We start from the raw sequence: 17,127 nt of genomic DNA on the forward strand, positions 1-17,127 counted from the left end.
CTCAAACAAGAAAAGCTTAGGCTAAATTTACATCTGTCCATTCAAGGTTAGTTGGCTATTTGCAGTTCCCGCCTATGTAAGAGTGATAAGTGCTAAACCTTCACCCGTTTACCAAACAGATAAGTATATTGGCCATCAAAGGCATAACCCAACTCATCTACTACTTTAAAATCAAAATTATCGAGTTGCTTGCTACGTATTACTTTAAAGTTCTTGGCGATGGTATCGATATAATAAGCCACATTTTTATCTTTGGCGTAGTAGATATGGTCCCGCTCTCTGTAATATCCGCTAGTAAAGCATGCTTCTAGAAAAGCAAAACTGGCAGCATCTGCTCCATCCACAACTTCGTCTCTAAAATAGATATGGTTTTTATCTTTTGCTACATTTTTCACTTCGTCAGCGTAAAGCACCTTAAAACTAGCTGCATCTACTCCTTTTAGCTCATGCGTATAGGCACAGTAAATTCGATCTCCTACTTTCTGATAATATTCAGATATCACTTCATATTCACTTAAACGGTGCGGTAATAATCGGTCAAAAACATAGTCATTGCCACCCGATGTCGCCATTCCTTCTTTAAAATCTAGGATTTTGAAATCAGCTGGATCTGCATTTTCTAATGGCGTAAACCTATTCATGTAGCTTTGCAAGTAAACATGATTTTTGTCTTTAAAATAATGAAACGTAGATCCATTACTTTTTATAATCTCGAAACTCGGAAAATCTATAGTCTGATAAAACTTACGGAACACCTCACTATCAAAATGAATAATCATTTCATCATCTATCACATAGAAATAATGTCCCAACGCTCTTTTGCTCATATTGCTTGAAAAATTGATATCTAGCTTATTTTCATCAACCATAGTGCCAGAATGGTTCAGCGCATCATCTTTTTGAATAAGCCCTCAGTGTGCTTAAGCTAAAAATGGGTAACATAAAATTCATCACCTATCACCACTTTAAGATGCTAGAATAAATCTGGAATGACGAGATAGTGTAAAATAAAAAAGGCCCAAACGAAATTCGTCTGGACCTTACTTTGTAAAAGTATAAAAGCAAATTCTTATGCGTAAGCTACGGCGTCTTTTGAAGGCAACTTACTGAAACCCATCAAGTGTTCATCCACTTTACGAGCAGTTTCTCTTCCTTCTGAGATAGCCCAAACCACCAAAGATTGACCTCTGCGCATATCGCCAGCCGCAAAAATCTTTGGAATGTTAGTTTGATATTGACCTTCAACAGCTTTCACGTTTCCTCTTTCATCCAGCTCTACACCTAATTTTTCAATTAAGCCTTCTTTTTGAGGATGCAAGAAACCCATCGCTAAAAGAACCAATTCGCATGGATATTCTTTTTCTGTCCCAGGAACTTCTTTAAATCCAAGCGGTCTACCTGTAGCCAAATCGATATCCCATTCTACATCAACCACTTTTAAAGCTTTTAAATTACCTAGTTCGTCTTTGATATATTCTTTGGTATTTACCGACCAAGCACGTTGAGCACCTTCTTCGTGAGAAGTAGTGATTTTCAATAGCATTGGATAACTAGGCCAAGGCATGTGTTCGCTACGCATTTGTGGTGGCATTGGCATAATTTCAAACTGAGTTACTGATTTTGCACCATGACGATTTGAAGTCCCGATACAATCTGAACCTGTATCACCACCGCCAATTACAATCACATTTTTACCTTTAGCGGTAATTTCCTCAGCTTCGATTTTACGACCACCAACACGTTTGTTTTGTTGCTTCAAGAAATCCATTGCGAAATGAACTCCTTTAGCATCTCTTCCTGGTGCATTTAAGTCGCGAGGGATAGTTGAACCGCCAGCCAACACAATCGCTTGGAAATCTCGTAATAATGTACTGATTTCGACATTTTCGCCAACATTAGCATTGTATTGGAAAGTAATACCCTCTTCCTCCATTAATTTAATCCTTCTTTCTACCACATCTTTCTGTAGTTTAAAATCAGGAATACCATAACGAAGCAATCCACCAGCTACATCATCACGTTCGTAAACTACTACTTCGTGACCAGCTTTATTCAATTGTGCAGCAGCTGCCAATCCTGCAGGACCAGAACCTACCACAGCAACTTTTTTGCCTGTTCTAATTAACGGCTCGTTTGCTTTGATGTAACCTTTTTCGAAGGCGATTTCAATGATATGTTTTTCAATTTCCTCGATAGAAACTGGAGATTTGTTAATTCCCAACACACAAGCACTTTCGCAAGGCGCAGGACAAATTCTACCCGTAAACTCAGGAAAATTGTTTGTACTTAATAAAATCTCAGCAGCTTGTAACCATTTACCCTGATAAACTGCATCGTTAAATTCTGGAATAACGTTACCCAACGGACAACCCGATTGGCAAAAAGGCACGCCACAATCCATACAACGACCAGATTGTTTATTCAATTCATCAGATGGCAATAGCGATACAAACTCATTGTAGTGATTTAAACGCTCTTGCGGCGCTTGTTTTGAAGGCGAAACTCTTTCGTATTCAAAAAATCCTGTCACTTTTCCCATCTTACTTAATTTTTACTTGTTGACGTTGTAATAAAACTGCTTTGTATTCTTTAGGGAAAACTTTCACGAAATGTCTAGCCTGATTTTCCCAATCGCTAAGGATAAATTCTGCCACCTTACTGCTGGTTAACCTCAAATGGTTTTTCAATAACGTAGTAATTCTTTCCTCATCCTCTTGTTGCAGCGGATCTAAATCCACCATCTCCAAGTTGCATTTGTTAGCGAAAGTTTTGCTGGTGTCGTAAATCCAAGCCATACCACCACTCATACCTGCGGCAAAGTTGCTTCCTGTATCTCCTAAAATTAACACCTCACCACCTGTCATATACTCACAACCATGGTCGCCAACTCCTTCTACTACCGCTGTAGCTCCAGAGTTACGCACTGCGAAACGTTCGCCTGCTTTACCACGAGCATACAACTCTCCAGAAGTTGCACCGTAAAGCGCCACGTTACCAATAATGATATTTTGTTCTGGCACATAGTTGATATTTCCGAAAGGATAAACTACTACTTTAGCACCAGATAAACCCTTGCCTACGTAGTCATTACCTTCGCCTTCTAACGTAAGTGTTAAGCCTTTAGTAGCGAAAGCACCAAAACTTTGTCCGGCAGAGCCGAAGCATTTAAAGTTGATGGTATCATGTGTTAAGCCTGCACTTTTGTGAACTTTAGAAATCTCATTCGACAACATGGTACCGATAGAACGGTCTGTGTTTTTTACATCGAAATTGGCAAATACTGGCTCGTTGTTTAAAATAGCTGGCTGTGCAGCTGCAATTAACTGATGATCCAATACTTTATCTAAACCGTGATCTTGCTGTTCGGTATTGTATAAAGGTTGTCCGTTAGCAGGCTCTTTATACAAAATTGGCGTTAAATCTACATGTTTCAATTTCCAATCTGCTTCTGCAAATTCTCTTACTTTCAATAAATCAGATTGACCAACCATTTCGTTAACGGTTCTGAAACCTAATTCAGCCATCAATTCGCGAACTTCTTGCGCTAAGAACTGGAATAAGTTTACTACGTGATCAGCATCGCCAGTAAATAACTTTCTCAAGTTAGGATCTTGAGTAGCCACACCCACTGGGCAAGTATTCAAGTGGCACTTACGCATCATGATACAACCTGCAGTTACTAATGCAGCCGTTGCTACACCCCATTCTTCAGCACCTAATAAAGTAGCAATTACAATATCTTTACCAGTTTTCAACTGACCATCAGTTTGTAGTACTACCCTACTTCTTAAGCGGTTTTTAACCAAAGTTTGGTGCGCTTCTGCTAAACCAAGTTCCCAAGGTAAACCTGCGTGTTGCACAGATGTTAAAGGAGAAGCTCCCGTACCACCATCATAACCAGAAACTAAAACTACATCAGCGTGAGCTTTAGCCACACCAGCAGCAATGGTACCTACACCTGCTTTAGAAACCAACTTCACGTTAATTCTAGCCGCACGATTAGCATTTTTCAAATCGTAAATCAGCTGTGCTAAATCTTCGATAGAGTAAATATCGTGGTGCGGAGGAGGAGAAATTAAACCTACTCCAGGCGTAGCGTGACGAACTTTTGCAATCCAGTCATCCACTTTGTGCCCAGGTAATTGACCACCCTCTCCAGGTTTTGCACCTTGAGCCATTTTAATCTGTAACTCATCGGCATTGGTTAAATAGTAACTGGTTACTCCAAAACGAGCCGAAGCAATTTGCTTGATCGACGAGCGCATTGAGTCGCCATTTTCTAGCGTTTGGTAACGGATTTCATCCTCACCACCCTCGCCAGTATTACTTTTACCACCAATCCTGTTCATTGCGATAGCTAAAGTAGAGTGCGCCTCGTGAGAAATAGATCCGAAAGACATTGCTCCTGTAGCAAATCTTTTGAAGATATTTTCAATTGGCTCTACATCATCAATGCTGATAGACGGACGAGTATAGTTGAATTCGAACAAACCTCTAATGGTATAAGCCTGTGTAGTTTGCTCGTTAATTAACTTCGAGTATTTTTTAAACGTAATAAAATCGTTTCTACGGGTTGCATTTTGCAATAAGTGGATGGTTTCTGGATTGAACAAGTGTTTCTCACCACGTCTTCTCCATTTATACGTACCACCAGCAGTTAAAATATGCTCTGTTTGCGTATGCTTTCCGAAAATACGGTTGTGTTTGATCAATGCTTCTTGCGCAATTTCATCCAAACCTAAACCACCTATACGAGAAACCGCACCTGTGAAATAAGTTGAAACTACTTGTTGATTTAAACCTAAAATCTCGAAAATCTGTGCACCGTGATAAGATTGCAAAGTAGAAATTCCCATTTTAGAGAAAATCTTCAACAAGCCATCTTTTACAGATTTGATATAGTTATAATTTAACTGATCTTGTGTTAAACCACTTTCTTTTTGGAAAGTATTGATGGTTTCTAAAGCCAAATAAGGATTTACCGCCGTAGCGCCAAAACCGATTAAGGTAGCGAAATGGTGTACCTCCCAAACATCTCCAGCCTCCACTACGATACCTACCGCACCTCTGTAACCTTTTCTAATTAAGTGGTGATGAACCGCAGAAACCGCTAATAACGAAGGAATGGCTGCGTGGGTAGAATCTAATGCTCTATCGCTCAAAATGATCACTTGGAAACCATCTTCTACAGCATCCACTGCGTAACGGCATAAACGATCTAAAGCTTTTTGCAATGATCCAGCTTTTCCATCGGCCCTGAAATACATTTGTAGGGTTTTAGACTGGAATAAGCCCGTATCTATACTTCTTAACTTTTCTAATTCTTGGTTGGTTAGTATTGGATGTTTGATACCTACACAGTGACACTGCATTTGGTTTTCTTCCAATAAATTACCATTGTTACCCATAAAGCCAGCCAAACTCATTACCACTCGCTCACGAATTGGATCGATTGGTGGATTGGTTACTTGGGCAAACAACTGTTTGAAGTAAGAAGACAAGTGCTGAGGTTGTTTTGAAAGGACAGCTAACGGCGTATCTGTACCCATCGAACCAATTGCCTCTTTTCCATCTATTGCCATCGGTTTGATCAATAGATCGATATCTTCTCTTGTATAGCCAAATACCTGTTGGTAATTGAATATAGATTCTTCTGATAAGTTGGTAAACATTACCCTAGGTTCAGGCAGTTCTTCCAATTTAATCTGATATTGGTTAATCCAATCTGCATATGGACGACGACCGCAAACTTGTTGCTTAATCTCATCATCGCTAATGATACGCCCCTGTTCCATGTCCACTACAAACATTTTCCCAGGAGTTAACCTACCTTTTTCGATTACAGTGCTCTGGTCAATCTCAACCGCTCCCGATTCAGATGCCATAATCACTCTATCATCACTGGTAAGTGCATAACGCGAAGGGCGTAAGCCATTTCTATCTAAAGTAGCACCAATCAAATTACCATCTGTAAAGGCGATAGCTGCTGGCCCATCCCAAGGCTCCATTAACGAAGCGTGAAATTGATAGAAAGCACTCTTGGTTGGATCCATATCCTTGTTTCCGTCCCATGCTTCTGGTATTAACATCATTAACACATGCGGTAAAGATCTACCAGCATGCAATAGTAATTCAACTACATTATCTAAACATCCCGAATCTGACTGCGTTTCGTCGATCACTGGCAAAATCATATTCAACTCCTCCGGAGTAAAATACGGTGATGCAAATGATTTCACACTAGAACGAAACCAGTTCAAATTACCCTGCAACGTATTGATTTCGCCATTATGGGCAATATGCCTAAATGGCTGCGCCAAACGCCAAGACGGGAAAGTGTTGGTTGCAAAACGTGAGTGTACCAAACCGAAGGCCGAAACCATACGCTTATCACTAAGCTCGGTATAATAGGTACGTACTTGCAAAGAAGTCAACTGACCTTTGTACACAATGGTTCGCGACGAAAACGACGCTATGTAAAAGTCTTGCTTACTATCCTTTACAGAATTGTAAATGGTTTTGGTTACGTAAGTTTTAAGCACGAAAAGCTTACGTTCAAAATCGGCACCAGCAGCAATGTGGTAAGGGCGAGAAACAAAAACTTGTTCAATTTCTGGCTCTACAGAAAGGGCCATATTACCTATATCCGTAGTGTCTACTTGAACTTTTCTAAATCCAAGCACCTCAAAACCCAGCTTTTCTGCTGTGCGATAAATAATTTCACGACATTCTTCTCTAGCCCTAATTTCTTTAGGCATAAAAAGCATACCCACGCCATAGTCGCCATATTGCGGCAAGCTAAAACCTGTACGTAAACATTCGTCAAATAAAAATTCGTGGGGAACCTGTATCATGATACCAGCACCATCTCCGGTATTAGGCTCAGCACCACATGCGCCACGGTGATCCAAATTCTCCAAAATGGTCAGCGCATCTGTAATGTTCTGATGTGATTTTCTCCCTTTCACATGGGCAACAAAACCTATACCGCAGGCATCATGCTCAAAGCTGCTACGATACAACCCTTGTTGTTCATTTAAATTTTCCATTTATTAGTTGGTTGTAGTTAGTGTGTAGTGAACACTAAGATAAGAAAAATATCTTACAAATTATATAATTGATAAAATATTTATTAAATAAAGATATTATATATAAAAAAAACGCATCAAATTATCAATATGGCAAAAGATAACGATACCAATTGAAATATTATCAAAGACAACAATCAGTAATTACCCGCTTTAAATCGTTTAAACATAGATTTCAACTACCTTAATCATAATTATCAATAAATATAAATAATTAAAAATCAATTAATTAAATAATTTTAAAAATCAGAAAATACACTACAAAAACCGCATATAACAGCAAGCAATGCATATTATCCTCGTTCCGACATTTGAAGTGATGCTATTATAAGTTAATTATAATTCCGGTTAGACTCGATGAAAATTAAGTTTAGGTTTTCTTTATATAGTTCCATAAACTGTCATTTAAACGTATCTGTTAATTTAAAAATCTGACTAACAAGTAATTAAAAATATCTCAAAATTCATTTTATAAAATGGCTGTTTTTACTACCTTTGTGCCGGGCAAGTCTTCTACGATCAGCTCCCTTTGAACTCCCCCAGGTTGGGAACAAAGCAAGGGTAGAAGGTTGTAGCGATGCGATAGAAGTTGCTTGCCCTTTTTACTCCCCTTATACCCCATCCGAAATTCCGACAACTATCGGAACGGAGTTAAATTCTGAAGGGGGATATAATTCTTCAGGTTCCATACGATTAACCTTTAAACCAATATAAGAATTAAACATCATGAAATTTTTTATCGACACTGCTAATCTAGACCAGATTAAGGAAGCACAAGATTTAGGCGTATTAGATGGCGTAACTACCAATCCTAGTTTAATGGCCAAAGAAGGCATTACTGGTGATGAAAACGTAATTAACCACTATAAAGCTATCTGCGACATCGTAGATGATAATGTAAGTGCTGAAGTAATCGCTACCGACTATGATGGCATTGTAAAAGAAGGCGAAGCTTTAGCAGCGTTAAACCCAAAAATTGTGGTTAAAGTACCTATGATTAAAGAAGGTTTAAAAGCTATCAAATATTTTAGCAGCAAAGGCATCAGAACTAACTGTACTTTAATCTTCTCTCCTGCCCAAGCATTATTAGCTGCAAAAGCTGGCGCTACTTACGTATCTCCATTTTTAGGCAGACTAGATGATATTTCTACTGATGGCTTGACTTTAATTGAAGATATCCGTTTGATTTTTGACAATTACGGTTTTGAAACTCAGATTTTAGCAGCCTCTATCCGTGGCCCATTACATATTGTAAGCTGTGCTAAAATTGGCGCCGATGTAATTACTGCCCCTCTTTCTGCTATTACAGGTTTATTGAAACATCCATTAACTGATAGCGGTTTGGCTACTTTCTTAGCAGATCACGCTAAAGCAGCAGGAAAATAACAATTAGTATTTTGATATAAAAAAGCCCTTAATTTAACAGTTAAGGGCTTTTTATTTGAACTTTATTCGGTTTTTACTGTTCTGTATTCAACAGTTTATTATCTTTACGTTAATGAGAACTAGAAAAATCTTTTCGATTGCATTTATCACATTAGGTTTACTTAGCAATTCTTCAATTGCTCAAATGAAATTATCAGAGCCATTATGGGAAGCAAAAACCAATCTACCTATTCCAGAATCCGTGCTCTACAAAGGCGAGACCAAAGAATTATACGTGAGTTTAATTGATGGCGCAGGCAATGTCAAAGACGGAAAAGGTGGCATTGCGATCCTTAATTTAGACGGCACGATGAAAAATGCCAATTGGGTAACTGGATTAAATGCCCCAAAAGGATTAGCGATTTTTAAAAATACCTTATACGTAGCAGATATAACCGCAGTTGTAAGTATTGATTTACTTACGGGCAAAGTAAAAAACAAGCTAGAGATCGATAAAGCGGTATTTCTAAATGACCTGACGGTAGATAACAAGGGAACACTTTACGTTTCTGATACCCGTACCAATAAAATCTATCAAATAAAAGATAATAGCTACGAGCTTTATATCGATAATGCGACCAGTGCTAATGGCCTAAAATGGATAAATAAGGAGCTATTTGTTTTGGCTGGAACCGAATTATGGAAGATCAATAAAAATAAACAGATTACTGTTGTAGCTAAGGGATTTGAAAAAGTTGGCGATGGATTAGAGCCCATTGGCAATGGTGAATTTATAGCTACTTGCTGGGCAGGAATTATTTACCATATAAAGAAAGACGGTTCCATTGAAAAACTACAGGACGTACAAGGCAAAATGAACACAGCAGACCTTGGCTACAACCCTACCGACAAGATCATTTACATTCCTACGTTTAATCAAAACAGCGTAATCGCCTATCAATTAAAATAGTCTACTTACTAAGCTAACTTAAATGTTGAAGCTAATTCTCTAAGTTGTTCTGCAGAGATTTCACTAGGATCTCGATATTGCTTTTCTAGCAAATCTTGAGCAATAGAGATTTTACCACTGGTAGTTTCTATTAAGCAAATACCATTCTCTACCGTACTAGAGATATATCTACCAACCTGGCGATTGATATATGAAAAACGGAGCACTAATTCGTGAAAAATAAATACTGGATAGTTCATACGTTAAAAGTAGAAACATAATGTTAATTTAATGTTAACCAAAAATCATCATAAAATTAACAGGACGCATTAAACTTATGACATTTACCCCAATATGAAATAAGCTATTACTTAACCCCTACCGATTGAGGAATTAAAGAATTGAGGAGGATGGTTTTTTTCTAATAATATCTTATAAATTACCTATTTTCGAAAAATCAAGAACCAATTTTGTTATTTATCTAAATGACTTTTCTTTTCTTTTTTAGTGCTCTAGGGGCGTTCAATGGATTCATACTTTCGCTATACTTTGTCATAAATGCTAAAAAGAAAAATTTCACAAATTATTTTTTATCGCTGCTACTATTCGTATTAAGTATTAGAATTGCCAAATCAGTATTCTTCTATTTCAACCCTAACTTATCTAATATTTTTATTCAGATAGGACTTTCTGCCTGTATCCTAATTGGCCCATTTCTATTTTTATATCTAAAATCATATACGGTAGACAAACCAAATTGGAAAATACATATTATTCCTTTTTTGGTAATAATTACTGTATCAGGCTATCTCTATCCATACGATGAACATGCTGCAATTTGGAGTAGCTGGATTATAAAAGCGATTTATTTTCAGTGGCTCATTTACACTGTAACATCTGCTAAATTCCTTCAAAAGATTTTTCAAAGAATTAAAGCGAAAGAGAACTTAAAGAAATTAGATATCTGGCTATTGAGCATCTATTTCGGAGTTGCATTTATATGGTTGGCCTATAGTACAGCAGCCTATACATCGTATATAGTAGGAGCGCTATCGTTTACCTTTGTATTGTACTTAGCTACTTTACTTTTATTTTTCAAGAACAGTCAAGAGTCTAATTTTTTCCATGAAAAGGAAAAATACAAGAACAAAGGAATGGATAAGGAGACACAGGATCTGATTAATCAAAAGCTAACCACCATCATTGAAAAAGAGCTATTTCTTAATCCAAATTTCAGCCTCGAAGAAGCGGCTAAAGAACTGAAGTTGACAAAGCATCTACTATCTCAGTACATAAACGAAATTTTAGGCAAGTCTTTTTCTCATCTGATTAAGGAATACAGGATTGAAAAAGCTAAAAAGCTATTAGAAGCTAAAACAAATTACACCATAGAAAGTTTAGGTTATGACAGTGGATTCAATTCAAAATCAACCTTCTTTACCGCCTTTAAAAAAATTACAGGTTTAACTCCTGCAGAATATCAGAAAACACTATCAAAATGAGTTCTAGATTATAGAATCGAACTTCTAAATTATGATTTGAGAACCTTTTAAATATACCTAGACGGGATATTTGCCCTCATTATTAAAAAATAAAATTTTAAAAATGAGAAAAGTGTTTTCATTAATTGTGCTTATTTTACTTATATCAAGTATTACATCAATTGCTCAGGTCAAAGTCTCTGGGCGGATAATTACGTCTGACAATAACCCCTTAGAATACGCTGAAGTAATCCTCTTTTCTGAAAAAGCAATTCCCTTAATTAATCGCATAACAAATGAAAAAGGTGAATTTATAATGGAATTTCAGAAAGGTAACTACAAATTAGAAGTACGTCAGTTTAAACAGACTTTATTTACAAAAAACATTGAATTAAGTAACGACCTTGATATAGGTACCATTAATGTAGATGCCACAAATACTTTAGGAACCGTAGAGATATCTAAAAAGAAAGAGCTAGTTGAACGAAAAATTGACAGGTTGGTTTTCAATATTGAAAATACCATTGGTGCTGTTGGTGGCGATGCTTTAGAAGCATTAAAAATTACACCAGGCGTACTAGTTCGTAATGAGGCTGTAACCATTGTTGGAAAACAATCGATTAGGGTTATGGTAGACGACAAAATACTCGAATTGGGAGAAGGAGATTTAGCAACCTTCCTCAGATCAATACCTGCTGATAACATTAAAAATATTGAAGTGATTACAACACCACCTGCAAAATATGATGCGGCTGGTGGAAGTGGATTGATCAACATTAAACTTAAAAAAGCACAAAGCGATAACTGGAATCTATCTTTAGGAAGTAGTTATTTGCGAAGATACGATGAGGGAGAAAATGCAATTACCAGCAACTTCATGTACAGCAAAAATAAGTTAAGCTTGAGCACTTCATTAAATTACAGAAGCGGCGGAGAAACTTTCAATTATCAAGATTACAACTCCTTTCCTACTGAATTATGGAATACCAATCAAAGATTCAATAGAGACTACAAAAGGCTTAATGGAGTTTTAGGCGTACAGTATTCCGCAGCTCCCAATTGGGCTTTCGGTTTTCAATATATTGCGAATTTTAACGAAACCCTTTCTAATAGAAACACACAGTCATCTGTTTATCGAAATAATACCAGCACCCTACTTAACAATATTACCTCATATACTACTGCCGGTCAAAAACCAAATTTCAATTCGATAAACCTTTTTAATGAGTTTAAACTAGATTCTATTGGGAGGAAGATAATTTTCAATTTAGACTATTTCAACTACTCGAACAATGACACCAGACCTTATGAGGGCACTTCTGTGACAGACGATCCTCGTATCGTTCAGTATTTCAAAGGAATTAACGACAACTCACAGAGAACAAACAATTATTCTGGTAAAATAGACATTGAGTTACCTTCAAAATATGCCAATTGGAATACAGGAGGAAAGATTTCTGTTTCTAACGCTGCAAATGATATCATGGCATTCAATAGTGGTTTGGTTAACAGTCCAATCACTAGTATGCCACAAATGGCCTATAAATTTGACTATAGCGAATATATTCAGGCGATATATTTTTCTGGACATAAGAAATTCGAGAATAATCTAGAAGCTCAAATAGGGTTAAGAATGGAAGCTACGCAAACGAAGTCTTACGATGGAAATTTGAACCGATCTTTGAATACAAACTACACAAAGTTATTTCCTACCATTAATTTATCATATACCGCTACCCCAAATTCATCTTATCGGTTCAGTTACGGAAGAAGAATAGCAAGACCTAATTTCTCAGAACTGAACCCAAATGTTACTTACATAACTCCTTTTCTAACTGTTGAGGGCAATCAAGTTTTAAGGCCGTACTTTGTAGATAATTTCGAATTCATCTATTCTTATAAAAAATTAGAAAGTAAATTATATCACAGTATTGAAAACGATGTATTTAACCAATTAGGCTTGCCAGACCTAAACACTAACCAGATACGTTTGGTTTATAAGAACATCTTTAAACTAAAAAGATACGGATTTTCAGAAACATTTACATTTGACAAGATCAAGTGGTGGAATAGTAACAACTTATTTAACATTAACTATACCACCGCAGAAACAATAGATTTAATAGCGATAGCCGTGAATGGTTTCACTTCATTTGTAACCAGCAATAATGACTTTAGCGTCAACAAAGCAAAAACGTTATTATTTAATGTAGGTTTTGAATATTATTTTTTAGGAGCGTATGGAATAGATAAGATAAAACCATTCACTTCTACTTCGTTAGGCATACAATATTTTCTGTTTAATAAAGATTTAAGAATAAATCTAAAAGCTAATGACATTTTCAAAACAGACCGATATAAGTTTGCCTCTAATGTAAATAGTGTTAAAAGAAGTTCTGACTATTATTTCGATACGCAATTGGTACAATTATCTGTAAATTACAAGTTCGGAAGTAAGAAAATTAACGTGAGAAACCGTCAGACAGGAAATCAAGAAGAGAGAGCAAGGACTGGAAACTAACTGGTTAGTGCAATACCTTGCTTAAACAAGTATTTCAATTTCAAATCACAACACACGCAAAAGTCCTCAGGGTTAATCTGAGGACTTTTGTAATCCCGATAGGTCGTGAACCTAGGGTAATAATTAGCATTTAATTTTAAAAGTTTAATACCATAATTAAACAAATACCGTAGGATAACACCTACGGTATTTTTAAAAATCATTAACTCTAGTTTTTTAAAATCTTTTTTACCAGAGGTATATTGCCGTTAAATTTTAGGAAGTAGATGCCCGAAGCTACATTATTTAAACTGATAGCTGTTTTCGTTATTGAGCTGTCTAATGAGATTTGTTTTAATATTTTACCGTTGCTATCTATAAGCTGTATTTGATTATAAAGACCTGCCACAAACGCAACGTTAATGATATCTTGCGTAGGGTTTGGAAAGATTTCTACTTTGTTGTCAGTTAAAGACACATTAACCACTCGTACCCCTAAATCTGTTTTTTTACCGTCAAAATCTTTTTGTTCTAATCGATAATAATTAATACCATTAACTGGTTTTTTATCATAATAAACATAATTATAACCGGTTGTTGTATTTCCAAAACTTACAACATTACCAACAACATCAAACTGCTGCCCATCCACTGAGCGGGAGATGATAAATTCTTTGTTATCAGTTTCAGAAGCGGTTTGCCATTGTAATTTAACAACTCCTGTGTTTTGTAGCTTTACATTATAGTCAAGTAGTGTAACTGGCAAAGTTACATCGAAATAGGCCAGTGCTTTTGCCATAAAAGCTGTAATCTGTTCTTGAGGTGCTGTTTCTAAGGTAAATCCAAGATAAATAATTGCACCAGGGGTAGTTCCCAATCCAAATGTACCTTTATAGGCAACTCCAGCATAACGTGTTGAATTATTGTAACTCAAAATTCGCGTTCCACCGCCAGAACTGTTAATATTATCAGGAAATCTTGCTACATAACTCTCTCCAAGATTTAGCGTTAAGCCCTCAAATGGAGTACCTGCTATGCCCGTTACGGGATTGTCTATGGCTACAGCGCCATCACTAACATAAGATGCCTTCAAATAGTTGTTCATAAAATCTGAGTCGTACTCAGCTACAGGAGGTGTAGCAGTTCGGCCTAAATTGTATGCAATCTCTGATCCTGTAATGAGCAGTTTTCCACCATTATCCAGGAAAGCTTTGACTTTTGCCTTATTTGTGCCGTTAAAGACCATGTTAGCGCTAGAATCATCACCGGTAAACCATAACACAATATCGTATTCAGTTAATAAAATGGTTCCTGCGTCTATCATCTCGTCGGCAGCAGAATTAATTCGCAATGTTGCGTTATCTTTTAACGTATTAAAATAAATGGCGCCAAAATTATGCGACTTTGCTTTATAATCGTTAATTCGATCAAATGCATCAACAATAAGCACCCTTGGCCCTGTAGTAGTATTTAAAGTTCTGCTATAAACATCACTTGGAGCACTTTCAACATCGGGATTAACGCCATTTGGAACAACTGCAGTAAGCTTAAAATGAACTGCGGTAGTTGTAGGCGGTACTAAAAATTGACTTGGATTTAAACTGACACTTGTTGTAGCGGGGGTTAACGTAGATTCATCAGCAGCTAAGGCCCAACCACTAAGATCGTCATCTAAGGCATAATATAAACGATATCCTTTTAACGTAGGCTCGGTGTTGGCTTTCCACGCTGCATTTACTACATTAGAACCTCCTGTACCGGTGATGTAATATAGCGTTGGTAATGAAACTGACGGAATTACAACGCCGCCGGCAATTCTGTTTAATAAATTTGTCCAACGTGCATCAGTCAAATTAGGGCAAAGGGTAGCTCTAACGTCACTATGACCATATATGCCACGGTCGCCATTAGTTACTCTTCTTACTCTTGGAATGTTATTTCTATTACAAACATCTATAGCTAGGTTTGCCGCAGCAACTAACATGGGTTCGCTATCCCACATAGCTAAGTTGGTAGTTAAAACTTCATGTTCTGTACTTATACCTCCACCATTATACTGTGTAACACCCTGTGCATAAGCCCTGTCGCTTTCTCTCACTACCTGCGATATTTCACCATCAGAATTTCGAATAATATAATTTGCACTCGATAGTCCACTAGTACGTGTACAATCTCTAAACCAAGATATTGAACCAGCATAAGTTCCAACTGCAATGTAATGAACAAAATAGTAATCGATGTTAAATCCGTTTCGCCCTGTAGCATAATTACAAGTAGCCATTCTGTTTATTGCAGTTGGATAATCGGTAGTTGTATTAGGAACATTTTGAACACTTCTATTTGTTTTTTCAGGTGTGTTTTTATATTCAGGAATAGTTATTTGTTTAGCGTCAATTTGAATAATTTCTCTCCAAAGCGATACCGTTTTACTTCCATTTTTGATCACGTTGTAAAAACTTGTTGCTAGCGAAGTCTTCATTTCTTCGTCACTTAAACCCGTCAAATCTCTAGTTGCCTCAAACCAATCCGCTAAATCATCTGATTTAGGTTTGCCTTTTTGATAATAGGCTAATAACGCAGCTGCAGCTCTAATATTTGCCTTGGCTTGATTTTTTATATCTTCAGCACTTGACTTCGTCAAACTTTCAGCAAGTGTAATTTGTTTTATACGATCCGTTTCTATCAAACCCATCATTCCGTAAGAGCCATAAAAAGAGGGGCCTGTTTGTGCCCAATTGCTTTGTACTTGAGCGGCTGCTTTCAATATGATTGCCGGTACTCGAAATTCAGCTGCTGCGTCATCGATATATTTTTCTGTTGTTGCCACAGAGGGATGCGGGCGATTTAAAATCTCGGCTAGGTTTTCATGGCCATGGCCATCGTCACCATGTTCATATTCAATAACTACTCCTTGGGTTTTAGTTGATTGATTTTGTTTTTCTATTGCAGCTTTCCGGTCGCGGTCGGTATTTGAAAGAAAGTCGTTCATGTCTCTTTGCAAAAACACATCACCATTTCCATAGACACTTTTTTTTATTGGCGAGCTTAAATGTTTATCTGCCAATTTAATCAAGTCTTCGTTGGTTCTTTTGACTTGTGCAATGGCGCTACTTGATACTGCAAAAACCAGAGCAATAGTTAGAATAAAAGGTAATTTTCTTCTCATACTGAATATATTTTAGGGTTAGGTTAATTAAAATTCATGCAAAAAAGAGCATATCATTCCTCTTAGAAAGCTGATTGATAGTATAATTGTAAGGATAATAAATTAAAAATGCAAGTTAATGCGGTTTTTCATTAAAACAACGTAAAAACCCGCACAGAAAAATTTAAAGATTTATATTTTGCTCTACATAATAACTGGCAATATTTGACATATCATTATAAACAACTCATTTAGCGCAATAATTATGAGCGATGAAAAAAAATGGCTGAGTTGTCGATTAAATAAATATTGAAAAATGAGTTCAAAAGATAAATTCAATAACAATGCTGGAATTTAATTTGTAAGCTTTGCGGTAATCGTATGGATTGCAGATTGTTTTTATATTGAAATCTTGCAACCAAGATTCTTTAATTTATAGCTTTTTAATAGATGGATAGTACGTATTCGGTGAGTCTTAACGAAAACTTCTGCAACTCTCCGAATGACGAGAATTCGTGTGAGTTTTGGTAAAGCTATAAAAGCAAAAACCCTGCTAATCGTACGATTGCAGGGTTTTATACGCTTTGTTAGTTATTTCT

At 36.6% G+C, this 17,127-nt stretch carries 9 protein-coding genes and 1 other RNA gene; 5 read left to right on the forward strand and 5 right to left on the reverse strand.

Features of this window, described 5'->3' with window-relative positions:
- Positions 1-92: 92 nt before the first annotated feature.
- The 3 genes from AC23ME_RS12155 to gltB form a co-directional block, all read right to left on the reverse strand.
- The gene (locus AC23ME_RS12155) at positions 93-827 is read right to left on the reverse strand and encodes a DKNYY domain-containing protein (protein WP_487728036.1); all 735 of its coding nucleotides are present in this window, start codon (positions 825-827) and stop codon (positions 93-95) included.
- Between the two features lie 242 nt (positions 828-1,069).
- Positions 1,070-2,539, reverse strand: a complete 1,470-nt coding sequence (locus AC23ME_RS12160) for a glutamate synthase subunit beta (RefSeq protein ID WP_487728037.1) — start codon at positions 2,537-2,539, stop codon at positions 1,070-1,072.
- 1 nt (position 2,540) lies between these two features.
- Entirely contained in the window at positions 2,541-7,049 is a 4,509-nt protein-coding gene (gene gltB, locus AC23ME_RS12165; RefSeq protein ID WP_487728038.1) for a glutamate synthase large subunit, read from the reverse strand.
- Between the two features lie 541 nt (positions 7,050-7,590).
- Between gltB and ffs the strand changes: the two genes are divergently transcribed.
- The 3 genes from ffs to AC23ME_RS12180 all read left to right on the forward strand — a co-directional run bounded on the left by ffs (position 7,591) and on the right by AC23ME_RS12180 (position 9,423).
- Positions 7,591-7,690, forward strand: an RNA gene (ffs, locus tag AC23ME_RS12170) — signal recognition particle sRNA small type.
- 124 nt (positions 7,691-7,814) lie between these two features.
- Complete coding sequence (fsa, locus tag AC23ME_RS12175) at positions 7,815-8,474, forward strand: fructose-6-phosphate aldolase (protein ID WP_487728039.1); 660 nt, start codon at positions 7,815-7,817, stop codon at positions 8,472-8,474.
- A 112-nt stretch (positions 8,475-8,586) separates the two neighbouring features.
- Positions 8,587-9,423, forward strand: coding sequence for an SMP-30/gluconolactonase/LRE family protein (locus tag AC23ME_RS12180; RefSeq protein ID WP_487728040.1), 837 nt, complete (start codon positions 8,587-8,589; stop codon positions 9,421-9,423).
- An 8-nt stretch (positions 9,424-9,431) separates the two neighbouring features.
- Here the strand turns inward: AC23ME_RS12180 and AC23ME_RS12185 are convergent, their stop codons facing one another.
- Entirely contained in the window at positions 9,432-9,662 is a 231-nt protein-coding gene (locus AC23ME_RS12185) for a hypothetical protein (protein ID WP_487728041.1), read from the reverse strand.
- A 522-nt stretch (positions 9,663-10,184) separates the two neighbouring features.
- Here AC23ME_RS12185 and AC23ME_RS12190 point away from each other — a divergent pair.
- Together AC23ME_RS12190 and AC23ME_RS12195 are read left to right on the forward strand one after the other, a co-directional pair.
- Complete coding sequence (locus AC23ME_RS12190; protein WP_487728042.1) at positions 10,185-10,904, forward strand: helix-turn-helix domain-containing protein; 720 nt, start codon at positions 10,185-10,187, stop codon at positions 10,902-10,904.
- A gap of 295 nt (positions 10,905-11,199) precedes the next feature.
- A complete protein-coding gene (locus AC23ME_RS12195) occupies positions 11,200-13,404 on the forward strand; it encodes a TonB-dependent receptor domain-containing protein (RefSeq protein WP_487728043.1) in 2,205 nt (734 codons plus the stop codon).
- A gap of 208 nt (positions 13,405-13,612) precedes the next feature.
- Here AC23ME_RS12195 and AC23ME_RS12200 read toward each other — a convergent pair whose 3' ends face one another.
- Positions 13,613-16,549 carry an N-acetylmuramoyl-L-alanine amidase gene (locus AC23ME_RS12200; RefSeq protein WP_487728044.1) on the reverse strand — a complete coding sequence of 979 codons (2,937 nt, stop codon included), beginning with the start codon at positions 16,547-16,549 and terminating at the stop codon, positions 13,613-13,615.
- Positions 16,550-17,127: the final 578 nt, after the last annotated feature.

It is taken from the genome of Pedobacter sp. T50_32 (assembly GCF_057652195.1).

Bases quoted from the DNA above. Each gene is read 5' to 3' on its own strand.
- AC23ME_RS12185 (WP_487728041.1), bottom strand. From the start codon at position 9,662: ATGAACTATCCAGTATTTATTTTTCACGAATTAGTGCTCCGTTTTTCA.
- AC23ME_RS12155 (WP_487728036.1), bottom strand. From the start codon at position 827: ATGAGCAAAAGAGCGTTGGGACATTATTTCTATGTGATAGATGATGAA.
- fsa (WP_487728039.1), top strand. From the start codon at position 7,815: ATGAAATTTTTTATCGACACTGCTAATCTAGACCAGATTAAGGAAGCA.
- AC23ME_RS12195 (WP_487728043.1), top strand. From the start codon at position 11,200: ATGGAATTTCAGAAAGGTAACTACAAATTAGAAGTACGTCAGTTTAAA.
- AC23ME_RS12160 (WP_487728037.1), bottom strand. From the start codon at position 2,539: ATGGGAAAAGTGACAGGATTTTTTGAATACGAAAGAGTTTCGCCTTCA.
- gltB (WP_487728038.1), bottom strand. From the start codon at position 7,049: ATGGAAAATTTAAATGAACAACAAGGGTTGTATCGTAGCAGCTTTGAG.
- AC23ME_RS12180 (WP_487728040.1), top strand. From the start codon at position 8,587: ATGAGAACTAGAAAAATCTTTTCGATTGCATTTATCACATTAGGTTTA.
- AC23ME_RS12200 (WP_487728044.1), bottom strand. From the start codon at position 16,549: ATGAGAAGAAAATTACCTTTTATTCTAACTATTGCTCTGGTTTTTGCA.